Raw genomic sequence first — 21,276 nt, forward strand, 5'->3', positions numbered from 1 at the left:
ATGGGTCGCCACTTTTAGTAATGCGGGAACGACATTTCATTCTTCGGTCGTGAAGAAGTCTTCGTCGATCCGCTTCATGTCAATCGTTCGCTCTGTTCTCACTCCGACACCATACTTGATCATCAGGTCGGCAAGTCTCTCTCCATCGATAAGGGCGACTCTGTAGGGCACGGTGCTCAAATAAGATGTTGCAGTCGGCGCAAACCTGGACGTTGTGACGAATACCCCATCTCTTGCGGCATTGCCTGTTAATGCCCCAATGAACATTTGTAGCTCTGGACGCCCTACAGATCCCGAGGTGTACCGCTTGGCTTGCAGGTAAAGACGATCGCGACCAAGAATGTCGACATCGATCACGCCGTCGATTCCACCGTCCCCTGGACGCCCGATTTGCTGCATCACGCTTGCGTAAGATGCACCATAGCCCATTGCGAGCATAAGTTTGACAACTAATTGTTCGAAGAACTGCGGACTTTGAGCCTTTACTCTCTCTAGAAGCTCAGTTCGCACTGCAAGTTCGAGCTCTCGGACGGCGCTGTCAATTTGTTCATCTGGCGTCAACGGATCTAAAGGCACTTCCTTCACATTCATGGCGCCGGCATCGGTGCTCTCTTGAATGTTCGAGCTACGCTCAGTCCAAAGTCTGTACTCTTCGCTGATTTCCCGGAGGGTCGAATCTGTAATTGGTTTGCCGCTGCTAAGAAGGTCTTTTCCAGCTGCATTGATGACGTATTTGCCTCTGGACGGGCGCGACAGTAATCCGGCTCGAAGAAGACAAAACCTTGCCCATCGCACACGATTGGTGACGGTGCGCTCTCTGCCAGACGGCAGTAATCGACTGCGCTGCTCATCGTCGAGGTGGAATTGGTCAGCTATTCCATTGGCGAGGTCTTCCGTGGAGAAATTGCCTTGTGAAAGCATCTTCAACACAGCTGGCATCACCTCTTCCCAGTTGGGGATTGGTTTGAAATATCCATAAGCCATCATTCACCTCAGGTACTATTACACGTACTAGTAGCGATGGGCACATTCTGCTGCAAGTGTCATAAGATTATTACTGTGCGCTTACCTATGGTCATAAGTGGGTGAATGTATACTCGACTACCAATCGGTTGAGCGAAGGCGCTAATCAGCCTTTGAGCTCCATGAAGCGGATGTGGTTGTTGAACGGATCGGTCACTTCCACTTCCAGGCGTCCGCCTTCATCCTCCAGGCCAGGCTTCATGTAGCGATAGTTCTTCGCGGAAAGTTCTTTGTGAAAGGCGCGGATGCCTTTCATGTAGACGACCATGTTGCCGCCCGGCGTTGCATCGCCCGCATGTTCGGACAGATGCAACCGCAATCCACCACGCGAAATCTGCGTGTAGAGCGGGAAGTTGTCGCCGTAGCGGTGTTCCCAATCGACGGTGAAGCCCAGGAATTCGAGATAGAATTCATGCGCCTTCGCCACATCGAAGATCCGCACGATGGGGATTGCCTGCTCGAAGACGATCTCGCTTTCCCGTGTCGGTTCTTCGATCTTCGCGGACAGGATGTTCCAGTTCGCCAGCCCGAATTGCCGGGCGACGATCTCAAGCGCTTCGCTGTGGGAGAGGGGCAGGTCTTTATCGGCCAAAGCCTCCCGCAGGGTCTTGGCCATGGCTTTGGCATCGCGATGGTCGCGCATGTCGTTCCTCATCGAGGCGAAGTCTTCGTCAGTGCCCGCATTGCCGACGTCCTCGCCCGACGTTGAAACGACAGGGTAAGATCACAGGGAGGCATTCGCCATGCCCCTTTCAGGGTGCGGGCTGCCGGTCGCCTCCGACCGTATCGGGAACTTAGCTGATCCCCATGGCTTTTGCCAAGGGAAGAGGTGAGGGCAGGAAAATGCAGGCGATTTGGGTTTTTTGCGAAAAAGGTGTATGACCCTTGAGGCACGAAACATAAGAAGAGACTTATCACGTGCCCACTGATCTGAATCCAGCCTTCCAATCCGTTGCAACGCCTGAAGAAGCCGTCGAGCGGCTGATCCAGCTCCATGACAGCGCGGTCGACGCGCAGCGTCATGCCCTTGAGCATTTCTTCGCGACCCATACTCCGCCCACGCCCCTTGAGCGCTCGCGCTTCCGCTATCCCGAACTGAGGGTCGATTATCGGGCCACCTCCGTGCCGCCTGTGAAACAGCGCGCCTATGCCAAGTTCCAGAGCCCTGGGATTCATGCGACGACGATCACGCAACCGGCCTTCTTCAAGAACTATCTCCTTGAGCAGCTCAATTATCTCGTGCGCGATTACGGCGCCACTATCGAGGTCGGCGTCAGCGATCAGGAAATTCCCTACCCTTACATTTTCGAACGCGGCGATGAGCTGGGACGCGGCGCGCATTCGGCCGCCGAGCTCGCGCAGCATTTCCCGACGCCGCTTCTCGCGAAGGTCGGCGACGAGATTGCAGACGGCACCTGGATCTTTCAAGATGACGGGCCACGTCCGCTCTCGCTCTTCGACGCCGCGCGCGTAGATTATTCTCTGCGCCGCCTCGTGCATTACACCGGCAGCGACTGGCGCTCGGTCCAGCCTTGGATTCTGTTGACCAACTATCACCGCTATGTCGACCAGTTCGTCCGCTGGGCGGTGAAGGAGTTGGCAGACGAGAGCGGGCCTTACAGCAAGCTCGTTCTGCCGGGCGGCATCACCATCGAGCGGGGCTTGAGCGAGACGGCGGTCGAAGAGCTGATCGCGTCCTCGCCGTGGCACCGATTCCAGATGCCGGCTTATCATCTGATGCGGAAAGACGGGCAGGGCGTCACGCTCGTGAATATCGGCGTCGGTCCGTCGAATGCGAAGAACATCACCGATCACCTTGCGGTGCTGCGCCCGCATTGCTGGCTCATGGTGGGTCATTGCGGCGGCTTGCGCCAATCGCAATCCATCGGCGATTACGTTCTCGCGCATGGTTACCTTCGCCGCGATAGCATTCTCGACGGCGCCGTGCCGCCGGACATTCCGGTGCCGGCCCTCGCCGAAATCCAGGTCGCGTTGCAGGACGCTGCCGTGAAGGTCACCGGCGAGCAGGGCGATGAACTCAAACGCCGCCTGCGCACCGGCACGGTTGTGACTTACGACGATCGTAACTGGGAGCTCCGCTGGAGCCAGGAGCGCCGCCAGATCAATCTCTCCCGCGCCATCGCGGTGGACATGGAAAGCGGCACCATCGCGGCCCAGGGTTATCGTCTGCGCGTTCCCTATGGCACGCTGCTCTGCGTCTCTGACAAGCCGCTGCACGGCGAGATCAAGCTGCCCGGCGCGGCGAATGCGTTCTACGAGCGCGCTGTGAGCGAGCATCTCATGATCGGTCTGTCCGCTCTCGATATTCTGCGCGGACAGCGCTCATCTTTGCACTCGCGAAAGCTGCGCAGCTTCGACGAACCTCCGTTCCGGTAAGCTGCCGTTTCATGTCACGAGAGAGTACGGGGCTTGCTCTAGGCTTTGTCGGCGTATGCATCTTCGCCGGCACTCTGCCTTTCACGCATATCGCCGTCGAGCATCTGAGCCCGCTCTTCGTCACGACGGGTCGTGCGGCGGTCGCGGGGCTTCTCGCGCTCGCGACTCTGCTCGTCTTGCGCAAGCCGTGGCCGACGCCGCGCCTTGCGCTCACCCTGGCGCTGGCGGCCCTGTGCCTCGTTGCAGGTTTCCCCGGTTTCACGGCGCTCGCCATGAAGAGCGTTCCCGCTTCCCATGGCGGTGTCGTGCTCGGCATCCTGCCGCTTGCCACATCCGCCATCAGCACGCTCATTGCCGGTGAGCGTCCGAGCCCGGCCTTCTGGGTGGCGGCCTTGGCCGGCGCGGGACTCGTGATCGGCTTCACGTTTTATGAGGGCGGCGGTTCGCTGGGGGTAGGGGACCTGTTCCTGCTCGCTGCGGCCCTCGCATCGGCTTTGGGCTATGTGATCTCCGGCAAGCTGGTGCGCAAAGGCATGGCCGGGTGGGAGGTGATCTCCTGGGTCCTCGTGGTGGCCCTACCGGTCACGGTGCCGGTAGCGCTGTTGTCCATGCCGGAGGAGCCTGCCGCCATTCCCGCCTGGAGTTGGATCGGTTTCGTCTATGTGGCTCTCATGAGCCAGTATCTCGGCTTCTTCGCCTGGAATGCGGGCCTGGCATTGGGCGGCATTGCCCATGTCAGCCAGGTTCAGCTCCTCCAGACCTTCGTGACGCTTCTCATCGCCGCAATCCTCAACCGGGAGCCGATCGCTCTCTCGGCTTGGTTCGTGGCCGGGGCGGTGTTCCTGCTCGTGGTGGCGGCCAACAAGGCCAAGGTCAGGCAATCCAGGATCTGACAGGGTCGGAACCGACCCTGTTATCTGAGAATTCCATTTAAATTTAATGGCTTGGCTCGTTTCTTCCACTTGGAGAGGACGCTAAACCTTTGCTTGCTCTTTCTCCAAAAGAGATATAAATATATCTTTATATGTAAGAGCGAGTTTTGCTCATGGCTGACAAAGAAGCTCCATCGCTGGATCTGACGCTGGATGTCCTGCGGGCCGCCGCTGAGGAAACGCGTCTGCGCATTCTCGCCCTGCTGGCGGAAGGCGAGTTGTCCGTTTCCGATCTCACCGACATTCTCGGTCAGTCCCAGCCGCGCATTTCCCGCCATCTGAAGCTGCTCGTGGAAGCGGGGCTCGTAGAGCGGCACCGGGAAGGGGCCTGGGCCTTCTTCCGTCTCACCGACAAGGGCACGGCGCTCAAGATCATCCGCCCGACACTCGAGAGCCTCGACCGGTCCGATCCGCAATTGCTGGAAGACCGCACGCGCCTCGAAGGCGTTCGCGCGCAGCGCTCGCAGGCGGCGCAGGCTTACTTTTCGCGCCTTGCGCCGGAATGGGATCGCCTGCGTTCGCTCCACGCTCCCGATAATGTGGTGGAGGCGGCAGTCGTCGACGCGCTCGGCCAGAAGGCGATCCGCAATCTCGTCGATCTCGGCACCGGCACGGGCCGCATGCTGCAGCTTCTCGCGCCGCGTGCGAGCCGCACCGTGGGACTCGATGCGAGCCACGCCATGCTCTCCGTCGCGCGCGCCAATCTCGAAAAGGCGGGGCTGCGCGGCATCGAGCTGCGCCAGGGCGACATCTATGCACCGCCATTCCCGCGCGACACCTTTGATCTCGTGATCATCCATCAGGTGTTGCATTACCTGGACGATCCCGCGCGCGCGATCCGCGAAGCCGCGCGGCTGGTCGCACCCGGCGGGCGCATTCTCGTGGTGGATTTCGCGCCGCATAAGCTGGAATTCCTGCGCGAGGCGCAGGCCCATCGCCGCCTTGGCTTCGCGCCATCGCAGGTGGCGGGCTGGCTCGATGAAGCGGGTCTCGATTGCACGCTCACCAAAGAAATCGCACCGCCCAAGAAGGGCGATGACAAACTCACCGTTTCGCTTTGGCTTGGACAGGACCGCCGCGCCATGACGGATTGGCCTTTGTCCGAGCCCAATAAAGAGGTTGCCTGATGTCACCCCTGACCCTTCGTCCCAGCAGGCAAGCCTCTGCGGCCATCAAAGTGTCCTTCGAGTTCTTTCCGCCGAAGACGCCCGAGATGGAGACGACGCTGTGGGCCTCGATCCAACGTCTCGCGCCGCTCAATCCTCAATTCGTGTCCGTTACCTATGGCGCGGGCGGCTCCACCCGCGAGCGCACGCATGCCACCGTGTCGCGCCTCGTGAAGGAAACGCATCTCAAGCCCGCCGCGCATCTCACCTGCGTCGCCGCGACGAAGGACGAGGTGGATGATGTCGTCCGCTCCTATTGGGATGCGGGTGTGCGCCACGTGGTGGCCCTGCGCGGTGATCCGGTCGGCGGTCTCGGCACAGCCTATGAGGCTCATCCGGGCGGATATAAGCAGACCTGCGATCTCGTGGCTGGCATCAAGAGCATCGGCGATTTCGAGGTGTCCGTTTCCGCCTATCCTGAAAAGCACCCCGAGGCCGCGTCCCTCGATGCCGATATCGATGTGCTGAAAGCCAAGGTCGATTGCGGTGCGGACCGCGCCATCACCCAGTTCTTCTTCGATAACGATCACTACTTCCGCTATCTCGACCGGGTCCGCGCGCGCGGCATCGACATCCCGATCGTGCCGGGTATCGTGCCTGTGCAGAACTTCAAGCAGACGGCGAATTTCGCGGCCAAGACCGGCGCGAGCGTTCCCGATTGGCTCGCTGCCCGCTTCGAGGGCCTCGATACTTCAAGCAGACGGCGAATTTCGCGGCCAAGACCGGCGCGAGCGTTCCCGATTGGCTCGCTGCCCGCTTCGAGGGCCTCGATAGCGATGTGGAAACGCGAAAGCTCATCGCCGCCGCCGTTGCTGCGGAACAGGTGTTCGATCTTCTCGACCGTGGCGTCAACGAGTTCCACTTCTACACCATGAACCGCGCCGATCTCGTCTATGCGATCTGCCACCTGCTCGGGCTGCGCGATCAGAGCGTGAAGGCTGCTGCATGATCTCCGTTCTGCGTCATAGCTTCCCTCTGTGGGTACTCGCCGCCTGTGCATTAGGGATCGGTGCCGCTTGGGCTCAAAGCGTGCCTCCTAGAGAGACGATTCCTGAAGAGGTCCGACAGGAAAGGCTAAGGCTTAATGAAAAATACGCACGCGAAGCTGCGGAACGAGAGCGGGCTGCCAAAGCGGCGGGAACTTGGTATCTTCCGTGGGTCATGAATGGTCAGGCGCATTGCCCGGCCGAAGCAACACCACATGGATCTCTCGAAAAGAAATCCCATTGGGAAAGCCGGACCTTGCAGGCTTTTGCATTGTTCGTTCATGACAGCTCTAAAGAAAAGAGCTTCCGAGGAGATGGCGTGGCAGCAGAGATTATCTGCCAGTACCGTGACGGATATGAGCTTTTTCTTGAGGTGAAGCAATCGTGCCGCTTCACAAAAAGCGACCTCCCCATAGAGGCGGTCTCAGAAACTATCCCGAAACCGCGGAACGGCTCTTTAACAACTTGCAGTCTTAAGGACCGCTCTGTCCAAGATTGTAAAATCCAATGCATAGAATGAATTGCGGCAGTCAGTCTGACCCAATGAGAGATGATGATGTTTGAACCTCGCCGCGCCAACGGCGCTGAAATTCTCAAGGCACTTCGTGAAGCTGCCTCCAAGCGCATTCTCGTGCTCGATGGCGCTATGGGTACGGAACTTCAGCGCTCGCGTTTCTCGGAAGAGGATTTTCGTGGCGAGCGGTTCAAGGACTGGAGCCACGACGTCAAGGGCAACAATGATCTCCTGATCCTTACGCAGCCGGACGCGGTTCGCAATGTGCACCTCGACTACTTCCGCGCGGGCGCGGATATCGTCGAGACGAACACATTCTCCGGCACCTCCATCGCCCAGGCCGATTATGGCATGGAGGAGATTGTCTACGAGCTGAACTACGAAGGCGCGCGCCTTGCCCGCGAGGCTGCGATCATCGCACAGAAGGAAGATGGCCGCCGCCGCTTCGTGGCTGGTGCCATCGGCCCGACGAACCGCACGCTCTCCATCTCGCCGGACGTGAACAATCCGGGCTACCGCGCCGTGACCTTCGATCAGGTGCGCGATGCTTACGCCGAACAGGTGAGGGGGCTCATGGACGGCGGAGCCGAGATCATCCTCATCGAGACGATCTTCGATACGCTGAACGCGAAGGCTGCCATCGTCGCCACGCATCAGGTTTTCGAAGAGACGGGCGTGACGCTGCCTGTCATGATTTCGGGAACGATTACGGACCTGTCCGGCCGCACGCTCTCGGGCCAGACACCGACGGCCTTCTGGCATTCCGTGCGTCACGCGGAGCCGTTCTCCATCGGCCTCAACTGCGCGCTAGGCGCGCGCGAGATGCGTGCTCACATCCAGGAAATCGGCAAGGTCGCCGATACCTTCGTCTGCGCCTATCCCAATGCGGGCCTGCCGAACGAGTTCGGCCTCTATGACGAGAGCCCCGAAGCCACCGCGCGTATGCTCGCGGAATTCGCGGATGCTGGCCTCGTCAACGTGGTCGGCGGCTGTTGCGGCACCACGCCCGCGCATATCAAGGCCATTGCCGAGGCCGTTGCGGGCAAGACCCCGCGCGCATTGCCGAAGCTCAAGCCGCTCATGCGCCTGTCCGGCCTCGAGCCATTCACACTTACCTCCGACATTCCCTTCGTGAATGTGGGCGAGCGCACGAACGTCACCGGCTCGGCCAAGTTCCGCAAGCTCATCACCAACAATGATTATGCCGCGGCGCTCGACGTGGCCCGCGATCAAGTGGCGAACGGCGCGCAGGTGATCGACGTCAACATGGACGAAGGCCTGCTCGATTCCGAGAAGGCGATGGTGGAGTTCCTCAACCTCGTCGCGGCCGAGCCCGATATCGCCCGCGTGCCGGTGATGGTGGATTCGTCCAAGTTCCACGTCATTGAGGCCGGTCTCAAGTGCCTGCAAGGCAAGGCCATCGTGAACTCGATCTCCATGAAGGAGGGCGAAGAAGCGTTCATCGCGCAGGCGAAGATCTGCCGCTCCTATGGCGCCGCCGTCGTGGTCATGGCTTTCGACGAGACGGGACAGGCCGACACGCAGGACCGCAAGGTCGAGATCTGCACGCGGGCTTACAAGATCCTGACCGAGAAGGTTGGCTTCCCGCCGGAAGACATCATCTTCGATCCGAACGTGTTCGCAGTTGCCACCGGCATCGAGGAGCACAACGGCTACGGCGTCGACTTCATCGAGGCGACGCGCATCATCCGCGAGACGCTGCCGCATGCTCACATCTCGGGCGGCGTGTCGAACCTCTCGTTCTCCTTCCGAGGCAACGAGCCCGTGCGCGAGGCGATGCATTCCGTGTTCCTGTTCCATGCCATCAAGGTCGGCATGGATATGGGCATCGTGAATGCGGGCCAGCTTGCGGTTTATGAGCAGATCGATCCGGAGCTGCGTGAGCTGTGCGAGGATGTGGTGCTCAACCGTCGCCCCGACGCGACGGAGCGCCTGCTGGAGGCGGCACCCCGCTTCAAGGGCGATGGCGCGGGTGCCTCGAAGGCCGCCGATCTCGAATGGCGCTCCTGGCCGGTCGAGAAGCGTATCGAGCATGCGCTCGTCAACGGCATCACCGAGTTCATTGAGCAGGATACGGAAGAGGCGCGCCAAGCGGCCGAGCGTCCGCTGCATGTGATCGAAGGTCCACTCATGGCGGGCATGAACGTGGTGGGCGATCTCTTTGGCGCAGGAAAGATGTTCCTGCCGCAGGTGGTAAAGTCCGCGCGTGTGATGAAGCAGGCGGTGGCCTATCTCATGCCCTTCATGGAGGAGGAGAAAGCTGCCAATGGAGGCGAGGCACGTTCCGCCGCCGGCAAGGTTCTGATGGCGACCGTGAAGGGCGACGTGCACGATATCGGCAAGAATATCGTCGGCGTGGTTCTCGCCTGCAACAATTACGAAGTCATCGATCTCGGCGTCATGGTATCGGCGCAAAAGATCCTGGAGACCGCGCGCAAGGAGAATGTCGATGTGATCGGCCTCTCCGGCCTCATCACGCCGTCTCTCGACGAGATGGTGCATGTGGCAAGCGAGATGGAGCGCGAAGGCTTCGACATTCCGCTCCTCATTGGCGGTGCCACCACGAGCCGCGTGCATACGGCGGTGAAGATTCATCCGAACTACAACAAGGGCCAGGCCGTCTACGTGACGGATGCGAGCCGCGCGGTGGGTGTGGTCTCGTCGCTGCTCTCGCACGACATGCGCGACAACTACGTCGAGACCCTGCGCAGCGAATACCGCAAGGTGGCGGATGCCCATGCCCGTTCCGAGGCCGACAAGCAGCGCCTTCCCATCGAGAAGGCACGCGCCAATAGCATGAAGATCGATTGGGCTTCGTATGACGCTCCCAAGCCTACCTTCACCGGCGCGCGCGTGTTCCGCAGCTACGATGTGGGCGAGCTCGTTCCCTATATCGATTGGACGCCGTTCTTCCAGACCTGGGAGCTGAAGGGCCGCTTCCCCGCGATCCTCGACGACGAGAAGCAGGGTCCTGCCGCGCGTCAGCTGTGGGAGGATGCGCAAGGCATGCTCAAGCAGCTTGTCGAGGAGCGCTGGTTCAACCCGAAAGCCATCATCGGCTTCTGGCCCGCCAATGCGGTCGGCGACGACATCCGCCTCTATACGGGCGAGAGCCGCAGCGAGACGCTCGCCACCTTCCACGGCCTGCGACAGCAGCTTTCGAAGCGCGACGGCAAACCCAACATGTGCATCTCCGATTTCGTCGCGCCCGCCGAGAGCGGCAAGCCCGACTGGATCGGCGCCTTCGTCGTCACGTCCGGCATCGAGGAAGTACGTATCGCCGAGAAATTCGAGCGCGCGAATGACGATTACCGTTCGATCCTCGTGAAGGCGCTTGCCGACCGTCTCGCGGAAGCTTTTGCCGAGCGCATGCATGAGCGTGTGCGCAAGGAATTCTGGGCCTATGCGCCTGACGAGAACCTGTCGAATGAGGATCTCATCCGCGAGGAGTATCGCGGCATCCGTCCGGCGCCCGGCTACCCCGCGCAGCCCGATCACACGGAGAAGGCGACGCTCTTCAGCCTCCTCGAAGCCGAGCGCCGCATCGGCGTGAGTCTCACTGAGTCTTACGCCATGTGGCCCGGCTCCTCCGTGTCGGGCCTCTACCTCGCGCATCCGGAAGCCTATTACTTCGGCGTGGCGAAGGTGGAGCGCGATCAGGTGGAGGATTACGCCGAGCGCAAGCGCATGAGCGTGCAGGAAGTCGAGCGCTGGCTCGGCCCGATCCTCAACTACGATCCGGCAAGCTACAGACCGATGGCGGCGGAGTAAGAATTTCGCCGTCATTTCGGGGCCGCGCAGCGGAGCCCGGAATCCGTAACCGCTAGCGTTGCAGGAGGAACTGCGACGCTAATCGCTTTTCTTTGAGCTGTGGTGTTTATGGATCCCCGCCTTGGCGGGGATGACAGTGGTGTGCATCATCTAACGACATGCGGCCGCTTGGCGATCAGGTCGCGCAGGGTGGTGATTGTGGAGGCGTCCGCCACGCCATCCACGCGCTCGGGGCGGAAGTGGCGCTGGAAGGCGGTCACGACCTTCTCCGTGTCCTCGTCGAACACGCCGTTGATCTTCACGCCGTAGCCGTACATGGCCAGCATCGCCTGCAACGCCTCGATGGGCATGCCCTGATCGCCGCGCGCGAAGAAGCGTCCGTCGTTCAAATTCGCGGGCTGCACCCAATGGCCAATGCCGTTTTCGTGCAGGCGTGGCCAAGGAAAGTTCTCGCCCGGATCGACCTTGCGTCCGGGCGCCACGTCGGAATGTCCGAGCACGCGGGTTGCGGGAATGCGCCAGCGGGCCGCGATATCCTTCGTGAGTGCGATCACGCTGTCGATCTGCGCGTCGGGATAGGCGGGCATGCCGCCGGGATGGCCGGGATTGGCGATCTCGATGCCGATGGAGGCGGAGTTGATATCCGTCTCGCCGTCCCAGAAGGAGACGCCAGCATGCCAGGCGCGGCGGGATTCCGGCACGAGCTGCAGCACGCGCCCGTCGCCAAAGACGAAGTAATGCGCCGAGACCTGCGAGACCGGATTGCAGAGCCATTGCAGAGCCTCGCCTTCGTCCGGCATGCCCGTATAGTGCAGGATCAGCATGGTCGGCCGCTGTCCGTCCTTCCGCTCCCCGTGATTGGGTGAAGGAAACACCTTCGTGGCGACAGGGCTCTCGGGAGAAAGAGACATGCTCATCTCGTTACCTGAGATTTCGCTCTGAGGCGATGCGCTCCCATGCGGCATTGATCGCGGCCAGTCGTTCCGTTGCGATCTTCACCGCTTCCGGCGGCAGGCCGCGGGCGATTTCCCGGTCGGGATGGTTCTCGGCCACCATGCGGCGATAGTGGCGCTTCAATTCCTCGTCGCTCATGGAGCGATCAGCCTTGAGGATGAGATAAGGATCGTCTGCCCGCCGCACATGGCGTGCGGCGATGCGCTCGAAATCGGTTTCTGAAAACGCGAAGATCGTCGCGACGCTTTTGAGATAGACATATTCGGCCTCGTGCACCGCCTCGTCGGCCTTGGCGATGTGGAACAGGCCGTCGAGCACGTCCTCGAGCAGGGCAGGCTCGTCCTTGAACTCCGTGCCGATCTGCCGGGCGTAAGACTCGAAGCCGTCGGAGGTCTGCATCGCGAGTTCGAAGAGGCTCTGCACGCGGGCGTGCTCACTCTCCGGCACCTCGACGATCTGCTCGAAGGCCTTCACCTCCACATCCACCACGACGCCGTCGGCCTTCGCCATCTTCGCGGCGAGCGCCACGAGACCCATGGTGAACAGCACGTCGCGCGGCGGCTTACCGAACAATGCGCCTTCGCGATCGATGAGAACATGGCCGGCAACACCGCCCAGGAGAGCGCCAATCGGCCCTCCGAGCGCCAGGCCGATGCCGGCACCACTGAGCTTACCCCAAATCGACTGAATCATGATGAGCCTAGTCGTCGCTTAACTTCGCCCAAAAGAAAAGGGGCCGAGAAGATCTCGACCCCTTAAATTCAATGTGAGGACGCTCTTAGCGGCAGTAGACGTTGCCGTACATGTCCTGATAGGTGCCGTAGGGGCATGCCGGGCCGCGCGGAGCCGTGCTGGCGCCGACGATTGCACCACCAGCGCCGCCGATGGCAGCACCAGCCAGAGCACCGCCTGCAGTGCCCGTTGCAGCGCCGCCGATAGCCGCGCCAGCCAGACCGCCGATGGCGGCACCACCGACTGCACGCTCACCAGGAGTGTTGCAAGCGGCCATCGAGAGGGTGAGAGCACCGGCGGCAATCGCGGTAATGATCTTTTTCATGGAGGCTTCCCTGTATCTAGCGGGCTTTAACGGCCCAGCTTCATCCTTAGCTTGACCTTACGCTCAGGCCAACTCCCGACCCGTGGACAAAGTTCCTTGCGCCTTAAATGAGCTGTAGAAAAAATTGTGACCGATGCTTTGAGGCTATTACGCGCCTTTATTTGCTTGGGTTTGACGTAGAATCACTGTTGAGCTTGAGCAGATCTCGGACACATTTAAGACTTGCATAGCCACAACTTTGCCTTATTTGACGGCCACCCACCGCCTCCCCGGGGCTGATGCCATTTGGAGTTTTAGTATGACTTGGCAGCATTGCCTGAGAGCCTCGACCATTGCGATTCTTGGCGTGGTTACACTTGGCCTCGGGACTGTCGCGCAAGCCGAGGATGGCCTTATTTCTCCTGATCGGGCCGAGGCGCTGGTGCGCGCTCAGCTTGAAGAGCAGAAGGCAGCCGCTGCTGCTCAGAAGGAAGAAGAGGAAGCCATCGCTGCCGAGGAGGCTCAGGCTGCCAAGACCAGCAAGACAGCCGACAAGAAGAAAGCCAAGGAAGCTGTAGCTGCCGCCAAGATGCCCGCGCCCGAAAAGGCCGTGGTGGAGAAGGCAGCAGTCAAGGCGAAGGATGCTGTTCAAGAGGTCGGCGCGGAAGAGACCGCCTCTCTGCCGGATGCTCTTCCGGCATTGTCGCGCTCTCAGCGGGCCGATGCCGCCAAGGCCAGCGCTCTCAAGCCCCTCATCGCACGCTACGCTTCCGAGAACGGCTTGTCGTATGAGCTGGCTGATGCGGTGGTTCGCCTCGAGAGCCGCTACAATCCCGGTGCCCGCAACGGTCCCAATATTGGCCTGACCCAGATCAATTATCGCACGGCTCAGTCGCTGGGCTACAAGGGCGATGTGGCGGGTCTGATGGATGCGGAAACCAATCTCCGTTATGGCCTGAAATATCTCGCTCAAGCCTACAAGCTTGCAGGCGGCGATACCTGCGGCACGATCCTGCGCTATCAGTTCGGTCATCGCACGACGACCATGACCAGCGCTTCGCGCGCCTATTGCGCAAAGGTCAAGGTGATCACGGCGGCAGCCGAATAACCGTCAGTCAAACAGCCTTCGGCCTTGACGCAGGCCTCTGTTTCGCACCACATCCCAACCGTCAGCTGGCCGGGCGGCCGCTTCGAGCTTGCTCGGGGAGGAAAGTCCGGGCTCCATGGAAGTAAGGTGCCGGATAACGTCCGGCGGGGGCGACCCCAGGGATAGTGCCACAGAGAGCAGACCGCCCTGCAAGAATCTTCGGATTCCCAGGGTAAGGGTGAAAGGGTGCGGTAAGAGCGCACCGCGGACGCAGTAATGCGGACGGCACGGTAAACCCCACCAGGAGCAAAACCGAATAGGGACGACAGGCGTTCGCGCCAGGCCTGCTTCCAGGCTGGTCGTCCGGGTTGGTTGCTTGAGGCGGTCAGCAATGACCGTCCCAGAGGAATGGCCGCCACGTTCAAGGGTTAAACCTTGGGCCATACAGAACCCGGCTTACAGGCCGGCTGACCCCTTCTTTTCCACAGGCCGAAAACTGCGACAAAGCGAGCCAAACCCTTGGCTTGCTTACGATTCATTAACCCTATTTGCGTCTCATGTGTGTTGCATGCAGCAAGGTGTGCGCCCCATCCTCGTTCCGTTGACGCCCATATTATCCCATGTTATCCCAAATCATCCCGTTGACGGTGTCTTCCGAAGGGAATGTCAGACGCACCAGATGTGCTGACATTGGGCTTCGGAAAGAGGCGTTTTCGCCGAGAACGGGTGGCAGGCTGACAAGGCCTGTCGGGGGGCTGACAATCGGGAGCTTGCGAGCTGCGGCCAATGAACCGCTTCGTGTCCAATTTCACCAACAAGTTGGATTCGAAGGGTCGCGTCTCGATCCCCGCATCCTTCCGGGCCGTCTTGGCCCGCGATGGATTCGAGGGTCTCTACGTTCATCCGGCGCTCGATGCGCAGGCCTTGGACGCAGGTGGCAACACGCTTCTGAACGAAATCGATGCGTTCTTGTCGACGCTGTCGCCCTATTCGGACGAACGGGATCAGCTGTCGACCGCGTTGTTCGGGACCAGCGAAATCTTGAAAGTCGATCCGGAGGGGCGTGTCATCCTGACGGACTCAGTGAAGGTACATGCCGGGATTGGCGATACGGTGACGTTCGTCGGCCTCGGTCACAAGTTCCAGATTTGGGAGCCGGAGCGTTTCCGTGCGCACTTGGAGGAGGCGCGCACGAAGGTCAGAGACCTGAAGAAAACTCTTGGAGCCAGGATCGTGGAACCGCGTATGGTGCAGAACATCTCACCAGGAGTGCAGGAGCAATGATGGGACGCGGCGACGGCCCAGAAGCCGGAGCCGCTGGCGGACCGACCCGTCACGTTCCTGTGCTCCTGGCGGAGGTGTGCGACGCGCTTGATGTAAAGCGCGGCGGCTTATTCATCGACGGCACGTTCGGCGCGGGCGGTTACACGCGCGCCGTTCTCGATGCCCACCCTCAGAATAAAGTCATTGCCGTTGACCGCGATCCCGATGCGATTGCGGGCGGCGCTGCTTTGACCGCGAAATTCAAGAAGCGCCTGATGCTCGTGCCGGGACGCTTCGGCGATCTCGACGAGATCGCACAGGCGCAAGGTTTCGAGAGCGTCGATGGCGTCGTTCTCGATATCGGCGTGTCATCCATGCAGCTCGATCAGGCCGAGCGCGGATTCTCGTTCCGCAACGACGGTCCGCTCGACATGCGCATGGAGCAGGACGGACCGAGCGCAGCCGACCTCATCAATGAATCATCCGAGGCCGAGCTCGCCGACATCTTCTATCATTACGGTGAGGAGCGCCGCGCTCGCGCAGTGGCGCGCGCCGTCATCGAGGCGCGCCGCCGCGCACCGTTCGAGACGACGCGCCAGCTTGCCGATCTCGTGGCATCCTTGATCCGTCAGGAGCCGGGCGGCATTCATCCGGCGACGCGCGTGTTCCAGGGCCTTCGCATCGCCGTCAACGACGAACTGGGCGAATTGGTGCGCGCGCTGCATGCGGCGGAACGCATCCTGAAGCCGGGCGGACGTCTCGTGGTCGTTACCTTCCATTCGCTCGAAGACCGCATCGTGAAGCAATTCTTCGCGGCCCGCACGGGACGCACGCCGAGCGGATCGCGCCACATGCCGACGATGGCGGCCCCCGAGCCGACATTCGACGCCGTCACGAGGGGGCCCGTGGGTCCGAGCGATGCCGAGATGGCGCGCAATCCGCGCGCACGCTCCGCGAAGCTGCGTGCTGGCGCACGCACGAGCGAGCCGCCGCAGGAGCCGCTCAGCGCCATCACCATGCTGGCCGAACTGCCGCAAACGGCAGAGAAAAGGGGAGGGCGGCGATGAGCAAGCTGCTCCATATCGTTGCGATCTCCAGTCTCATCGCATCGGCGGGCTATGCCTATTCGGTCAAGTACGACACGCTCTATTATTCGGAGCAGGTGGCGAAGCTGAAATCGAAGGTACAGCGCGAGCGCGAATCCATCGCCGTGCTTCAGGCGGAATGGCAATATCTCGACCGGCCCGACCGTCTCCAGGCAGCGGCCGATCAGCATCTCGATCTGCAGGCCATGAAGATCCAGCAGCTTGCGCGCCTATCCGATCTGCCGAACCGCCCGAGCCGCGAGGATGAGATCGGTCTCAAGCTCCAGGCGCTCGGCCTGCTCGAACCGACGGCGACGCCGAAGGACAAGAGCAACGAAGCCCGTACCCCGACGACCCAAACTCCCAGGCGGTAACTCCCGTGCTGCACGTGCCCCAACCTGAAATGAAGGTCATGAAAGATCCGCCGAAGCGGGGTCTTCTCTGGCATGCGCGCGAGCTGTTCCGCCTGCGTCTCGACAAGAGCACGTCCCGCGTCGGTCTGGCCTCTTTCTGCTTCATCCTTCTCTTCGGCGCCATCGGCGGCCGTCTCGTGCAGCTGGCGATGACCAGCGAGAACACGAGCGAAGTGCGCCGCGCGGCTTCTTCCGAAATTTCGGCGGCGCGTCCCGACATCGTGGACCGCAACGGAGAAATCCTCGCCACCGACGTGAAGATGGTCTCCGTCTTCGCGGAGCCACGCAACATCATCGACAAGGACGAGGCGGTGGAGCTGCTCACCGCCGTTCTGCCCGATCTCGACGCCACGGATCTGCGCAACAAGCTCGGCACGAAGAAGGGCTTCGTCTGGGTCAAGCGCGAGATCACGCCGCGCCAGCAGGCCGAAGTGCACCGCCTCGGCATTCCGGGCGTCGGCTTCCTGCCCGAAAACAAGCGAGTCTATCCGAATGCAGAAGCCGCGGCTCACGTGCTGGGCTTCGCCAATGTCGACAATGTCGGCATTGCGGGCATCGAGAAATACATCGACAGCATGGGCCTGCAGGATCTCAACGGCGCGGGCTTCAACATCTCCGCCGCGGATCTGAAGCCGGTGCAGCTCTCCATCGACCTGCGCGTGCAGCACGCGCTGCGCGACGAGCTGGCGAAGGGCATGGCGAAGTTCAAGGCCAAGGCCACCGCCGGTGCGATCCTCGACGTGAATACGGGCGAGATCATCGCGCTCGTGTCGCTGCCGGATTACGATCCCAACAATCCCGTCGACGCGCTCGACAAGGACCGCATCAACCGCATCAATGTCGGCGTGTTCGAGATGGGCTCGACCTTCAAGGCCTTGACGGTCGCGATGGCGCTCGATTCCGGCAAGTACAACATCAATTCCACCTTCGATGCGCGTTCGGGCCTGCGCTACGGCAAGTTCACCATCGGCGATTATCACCCGACGCGGCGTGTGCTCACCGCGCCGGAAGTCTTCGTGCATTCCTCCAATATCGGCACGGCGCGCATGGCGCTCGGCATCGGCGTGGAAGGGCACAAGGCCTTCCTGCGCAAGATGGGACAGCTGACCCGCCTCGAGACTGAACTGCCCGAGAATGCTTTGCCGATCATTCCGCCGCGCTGGGGCGAGCTCAACACCATGACCATCGCTTTCGGCCACGGCCTTGCCGTAGCACCGCTTCAGGCGCTGTCGGCGGTCGGCGCGCTGGTGAATGGCGGCATCATGATCAAGCCGACTTTCCTGAAGCGTACCGAGGAAGAGGCCCGCAAGAGCGCTCTGCAGGTGCTCAAGCCCGAGACGAGCGAGGCGATGCGCTATGTGATGCGCCTGAACGCGACGCATCCCGAAGGCTCCGCGTCCAATGCGGCGGTTGCAGGCTTCTTCGTCGGCGGCAAGACCGGTACCGCCGAGAAGGTGATCAACGGCCGCTACGCCAAGAACAAGAACTTCACGACTTTCACGGCGGTTCTGCCTGCCGACAAGCCAAAATACGTTTTCCTGACCATCATGGACGAGCCGCAAGCGGTTGAGGGTACCTACGGCTTCTCGACCGCAGGCTGGAACGCCGCGCCGACCACGGGCCACATCATCGAGCGGGTGGCACCGCTCCTCGGCGTGCCGCCGCGCTTCGAGCCGCCGGCGCAACCTTTCCCCCTTATGTCTCGCCTCAACGCATGGGGCACGAAACAATGACAAAAACCATGAGACTTGACGATCTGCTTCCGGAGGCGAAGAGACTTCCGGAGGCTTCCTTGTCTGTGAGCGGCATCGCTTCCGACAGCCGCAAGGTCGCGCAGGGCAGCGTGTTCTTCGCGGTGCCCGGCACGAAGGTCGACGGCATGAGCTTCGTGCCACAGGCCCTCGCTGTCGGCGCGACTGCGATCGTCGGTGAGGCGGAGCGTCCCGCCGATCTTCCCGTTAGCGTGGCTTATGTGCGCGTGAGCGAGGTGCGTGAAGCACTTTCCCGCGCAGCTGCACGCTTTTATTCGCGCCAGCCCGAAAAGGTCGTCGCTGTCACGGGCACGAGCGGCAAGAGTTCGGTCGCCGATTTCACACGCCAGCTCTTTGCCGTTCTCGGATACAAGTCGGCAAGCCTCGGCACGCTGGGCGTGATTACGTCGGACGGCGCTGCCTATGGCTCGCTCACGACTCCCGATCCGATCTCCCTGCATCAGACACTCGACAAGCTCGCAAGTGACGGCGTCACGCGTCTTGCCATGGAGGCATCCTCCCACGGTATCGACCAGCGCCGTCTCGACGGTGTTCGTTTGAAAGCGGCGGGCTTTACCAATCTCGGCCGCGATCATCTCGATTATCACGGCACGACGGAAGCCTATGCCAAGGCGAAGCTGCGCCTGTTCGACACGCTCATGCCACAGGATGCGCCTGCCATCATCAACGCGGATGGTCCGTTCTCGGATGTGTTCCTGCGCGGTGTCGGCGAGCGCGGATTGCCGATCATGACCACCGGAAGCCAGGGCGAGGCCTTGCGTCTCGTCGCGGCGCGTCCTGAAGGTTTCAGGCAGGCTCTCACCATCGAAGCGTTTGGCAAGACATTCGAAACAACTCTTCCGCTTCTCGGCGCCTTCCAGGTCGAGAATGCGCTTGTTGCCGCCGGTCTCGTGCTCGCTGTCGAAGGCGAGGGCAGGGCGGCTGAAGTGTTCGAAGGCTTCAAGACGTTGAAGGGCGTCTCCGGGCGCCTTGAGCAGGTGGGCGAGGTCGATGGTGCGATCTGCATCGTCGATTACGCGCACAAGCCCGATGCGCTGGCTCATGTGCTCGATGCACTGCGTCCGTTCACCAAGGGGCGTCTCGTCTGCGTTCTCGGCTGCGGCGGCGACCGCGACAAGGGCAAGCGTCCGCTCATGGGCCGCATCGCCCATGACAAGGCGGATATTGTCATCGTCACGGACGATAATCCTCGCTCGGAGGATCCTGCCACGATCCGCGCCGAGGTGCTCAAAGGCGCTCCCGGTGCCCGCGAGATCGGTGACCGCACGCTTGCCATCCGCACGGCGGTGAAGGAGCTGCAAAAGGGCGATGTTCTGGTGGTTGCTGGAAAAGGCCATGAAACGGGCCAAATCATCGGCGACCGGACCCTGCCGTTCTCGGACCATGACGAGGTCCGGGCGGCCATTGCGGAGAGGCAGGGATGAGTTCGCCTTTGTGGACCAAAGACGAGATTGCAGCCGCCACCGGCGCTCGTGTCGGCAGTGGCTTCAAGCAGGCGACGGGCGCGTCTATTGACACGCGCACGCTGGAGCCCGGCGATCTTTACTTCGCCATCAAGGGCGATGTGCATGACGGGCACGATTTCGTTTCCGCCGCCTTGGAGAAAGGCGCGTCAGGTGCCGTGGTTTCCGAGGAAAAGGCTCCTGCCTTTTCTTTCGACAAGCTCATCGTCGTTCCCGACGTGCTGGAGGCCATGCGCCAGCTGGGCCGCGCCGCACGCAAGCGCACCGACGCGAAGATCGTTGCCATCACCGGATCCGTCGGCAAGACCGGCACGAAGGAAGCCATGCGCCTTGCGCTCTCGCAGCAGGGACGCACCCATGCATCGGTGGCCTCCTACAACAACCATTGGGGCGTTCCGCTCACCCTCTCGCGCATGCCGCGCGAGACTGAGTTCGGCATTTTCGAAATTGGCATGAACCATGCCCATGAGATTTTGCCGCTGACCGCGATGGTGCGCCCGCATGTGGCGGTGATCACCACCATCGAGCCGGTCCATATCGAGTTCTTCCCGTCGCTCTGGGGCATCGCCGATGCGAAGGGCGAGATCTTCTCCGGCCTCGAGCCCGGCGGCACGGCGGTGATCAACCGCGACAGCCCTTATTTCGATCGCATGAAGGCGCACGCGCTGGCCTCGAATGCGGGTCGTGTCATCTCCTTCGGCGAGCATGAGGATGCCGACATTCGCGCCGAGCGGATTGCTGTGAAGCCCGATCAGTCCCTCGTCGAAGCCCGCGTCTTCGGAAAGCTCTTGAGCTACAGGATTGGCACGGCGGGCCGGCATATCGCGCTCAACTCATTGAGCGTGCTTGCAGCCTGCCATGCCATCGGCGCTGACCTTGCGCAGGTCGCTCTTTCTTTTGCCGAAATGAAGCCTCCCGTGGGCCGTGGTGAGCGCACGATGCTGTCCGTGAACGGCGACGAAGCGCTTCTCATCGATGAAAGCTACAACGCCAACCCCGCTTCCATGCGCGCGGCGCTTGCCAATCTCGGTGCGGTGGAACTCAATGGCCACGCTCGGCGTCTAGCAGTGCTGGGAGACATGAAGGAACTAGGCGAAACGGGTCCGGCCCTTCATGAGGAGCTCGCGGAAGCGATCCAGGCCAACAACATCGATCTCGTCTTCGCAGCAGGGCCTTTGATGAAGAATCTGGTGGACCGTCTGCCGAAGGTGAAAGTGGCGCTACACGCTGAAACCTCTGCCGAGATCGTCGATGCGGTCTGTGCCGCGATCCGGCCGGGTGATGCGGTGACCGTCAAGGGCTCGCTCAGCATGAAGATGGCCCTGGTTGTCAAAGCCCTGAAAGAACGTTACGGCGCGGGCCAGGCGGCCCATGCGCTGAAAGGATGAGAGTA

The 21,276-nt window shown here is 61.4% G+C and carries 17 protein-coding genes, 1 other RNA gene and 1 pseudogene; 14 read left to right on the forward strand and 5 right to left on the reverse strand.

Going from position 1 to position 21,276, the window contains the following annotated elements:
* Nucleotides 1-36 precede the first annotated feature (36 nt).
* Nucleotides 37-987, reverse strand: a complete 951-nt coding sequence (locus MJ639_RS10785; protein WP_243371564.1) for a restriction endonuclease — start codon at nucleotides 985-987, stop codon at nucleotides 37-39.
* A 142-nt stretch (nucleotides 988-1,129) separates the two neighbouring features.
* Nucleotides 1,130-1,666, reverse strand: coding sequence for a glyoxalase superfamily protein (locus tag MJ639_RS10790; RefSeq protein WP_243371567.1), 537 nt, complete (start codon nucleotides 1,664-1,666; stop codon nucleotides 1,130-1,132).
* 275 nt (nucleotides 1,667-1,941) lie between these two features.
* Here MJ639_RS10790 and MJ639_RS10795 point away from each other — a divergent pair, with 275 nt between their 5' ends.
* From MJ639_RS10795 to metH, 6 genes and pseudogenes are all read left to right on the forward strand, one after another.
* Nucleotides 1,942-3,420, forward strand: coding sequence for an AMP nucleosidase (locus MJ639_RS10795; protein WP_423790782.1), 1,479 nt, complete (start codon nucleotides 1,942-1,944; stop codon nucleotides 3,418-3,420).
* 11 nt (nucleotides 3,421-3,431) lie between these two features.
* Entirely contained in the window at nucleotides 3,432-4,313 is an 882-nt protein-coding gene (locus tag MJ639_RS10800; protein WP_243371574.1) for a DMT family transporter, read from the forward strand.
* Between the two features lie 152 nt (nucleotides 4,314-4,465).
* Nucleotides 4,466-5,479 (forward strand): ArsR/SmtB family transcription factor, encoded by a 1,014-nt coding sequence (locus MJ639_RS10805; protein ID WP_243371576.1) that lies wholly within the window; start codon nucleotides 4,466-4,468, stop codon nucleotides 5,477-5,479.
* Nucleotides 5,479-6,467: pseudogene (locus MJ639_RS10810) on the forward strand (methylenetetrahydrofolate reductase). Before MJ639_RS10805 ends, MJ639_RS10810 begins: the two are co-directional and overlap by 1 nt.
* Nucleotides 6,464-7,024 carry a hypothetical protein gene (locus tag MJ639_RS10815; RefSeq protein WP_243371579.1) on the forward strand — a complete coding sequence of 187 codons (561 nt, stop codon included), beginning with the start codon at nucleotides 6,464-6,466 and terminating at the stop codon, nucleotides 7,022-7,024. The pseudogene MJ639_RS10810 and the gene MJ639_RS10815 overlap by 4 nt, the downstream one beginning before the upstream one ends.
* A 36-nt stretch (nucleotides 7,025-7,060) precedes the next feature.
* Entirely contained in the window at nucleotides 7,061-10,810 is a 3,750-nt protein-coding gene (metH, locus tag MJ639_RS10820) for a methionine synthase (RefSeq protein WP_243371580.1), read from the forward strand.
* A gap of 146 nt (nucleotides 10,811-10,956) precedes the next feature.
* Here the strand turns inward: metH and MJ639_RS10825 are convergent, their stop codons facing one another.
* The 3 genes from MJ639_RS10825 to MJ639_RS10835 all read right to left on the reverse strand — a co-directional run bounded on the left by MJ639_RS10825 (nucleotide 10,957) and on the right by MJ639_RS10835 (nucleotide 12,821).
* The gene (locus tag MJ639_RS10825) at nucleotides 10,957-11,721 is read right to left on the reverse strand and encodes an N-acetylmuramoyl-L-alanine amidase (protein ID WP_243371583.1); all 765 of its coding nucleotides are present in this window, start codon (nucleotides 11,719-11,721) and stop codon (nucleotides 10,957-10,959) included.
* Between the two features lie 10 nt (nucleotides 11,722-11,731).
* Nucleotides 11,732-12,457, reverse strand: coding sequence for a TerB family tellurite resistance protein (locus MJ639_RS10830; RefSeq protein ID WP_243371585.1), 726 nt, complete (start codon nucleotides 12,455-12,457; stop codon nucleotides 11,732-11,734).
* A gap of 85 nt (nucleotides 12,458-12,542) precedes the next feature.
* Nucleotides 12,543-12,821 carry a hypothetical protein gene (locus MJ639_RS10835; RefSeq protein WP_243371589.1) on the reverse strand — a complete coding sequence of 93 codons (279 nt, stop codon included), beginning with the start codon at nucleotides 12,819-12,821 and terminating at the stop codon, nucleotides 12,543-12,545.
* Between the two features lie 298 nt (nucleotides 12,822-13,119).
* Between MJ639_RS10835 and MJ639_RS10840 the strand changes: the two genes are divergently transcribed.
* The 8 genes from MJ639_RS10840 to MJ639_RS10875 all read left to right on the forward strand — a co-directional run bounded on the left by MJ639_RS10840 (nucleotide 13,120) and on the right by MJ639_RS10875 (nucleotide 21,271).
* Nucleotides 13,120-13,908, forward strand: coding sequence for a lytic transglycosylase domain-containing protein (locus MJ639_RS10840; RefSeq protein ID WP_243371591.1), 789 nt, complete (start codon nucleotides 13,120-13,122; stop codon nucleotides 13,906-13,908).
* Nucleotides 13,909-13,969: 61 nt separating this feature from the next.
* Nucleotides 13,970-14,362, forward strand: an RNA gene (gene rnpB / locus MJ639_RS10845) — RNase P RNA component class A.
* Nucleotides 14,363-14,673: 311 nt separating this feature from the next.
* Nucleotides 14,674-15,171 carry a division/cell wall cluster transcriptional repressor MraZ gene (mraZ, locus tag MJ639_RS10850; protein WP_243371593.1) on the forward strand — a complete coding sequence of 166 codons (498 nt, stop codon included), beginning with the start codon at nucleotides 14,674-14,676 and terminating at the stop codon, nucleotides 15,169-15,171.
* On the forward strand, nucleotides 15,168-16,217 hold the full coding sequence (gene rsmH, locus MJ639_RS10855) for a 16S rRNA (cytosine(1402)-N(4))-methyltransferase RsmH (protein ID WP_243371599.1): 1,050 nt from the start codon (nucleotides 15,168-15,170) through the stop codon (nucleotides 16,215-16,217). The genes mraZ and rsmH overlap by 4 nt, the downstream gene beginning before the upstream one ends.
* Nucleotides 16,214-16,609, forward strand: a complete 396-nt coding sequence (ftsL, locus tag MJ639_RS10860) for a cell division protein FtsL (protein WP_243371602.1) — start codon at nucleotides 16,214-16,216, stop codon at nucleotides 16,607-16,609. Before rsmH ends, ftsL begins: the two co-directional genes overlap by 4 nt.
* Nucleotides 16,610-16,638: 29 nt before the next feature.
* The gene (locus MJ639_RS10865; protein WP_423790783.1) at nucleotides 16,639-18,381 is read left to right on the forward strand and encodes a peptidoglycan D,D-transpeptidase FtsI family protein; all 1,743 of its coding nucleotides are present in this window, start codon (nucleotides 16,639-16,641) and stop codon (nucleotides 18,379-18,381) included.
* Nucleotides 18,382-18,389: 8 nt separating this feature from the next.
* The gene (locus MJ639_RS10870; protein WP_243371607.1) at nucleotides 18,390-19,844 is read left to right on the forward strand and encodes a UDP-N-acetylmuramoyl-L-alanyl-D-glutamate--2,6-diaminopimelate ligase; all 1,455 of its coding nucleotides are present in this window, start codon (nucleotides 18,390-18,392) and stop codon (nucleotides 19,842-19,844) included.
* Nucleotides 19,841-21,271, forward strand: coding sequence for a UDP-N-acetylmuramoylalanyl-D-glutamyl-2,6-diaminopimelate--D-alanyl-D-alanine ligase (locus MJ639_RS10875; protein ID WP_243371609.1), 1,431 nt, complete (start codon nucleotides 19,841-19,843; stop codon nucleotides 21,269-21,271). Before MJ639_RS10870 ends, MJ639_RS10875 begins: the two co-directional genes overlap by 4 nt.
* Nucleotides 21,272-21,276 lie beyond the last annotated feature (5 nt).

The organism is Microvirga solisilvae (assembly GCF_022808595.1).
Classification (GTDB): Bacteria; Pseudomonadota; Alphaproteobacteria; order Rhizobiales; family Beijerinckiaceae; genus Microvirga; species Microvirga solisilvae.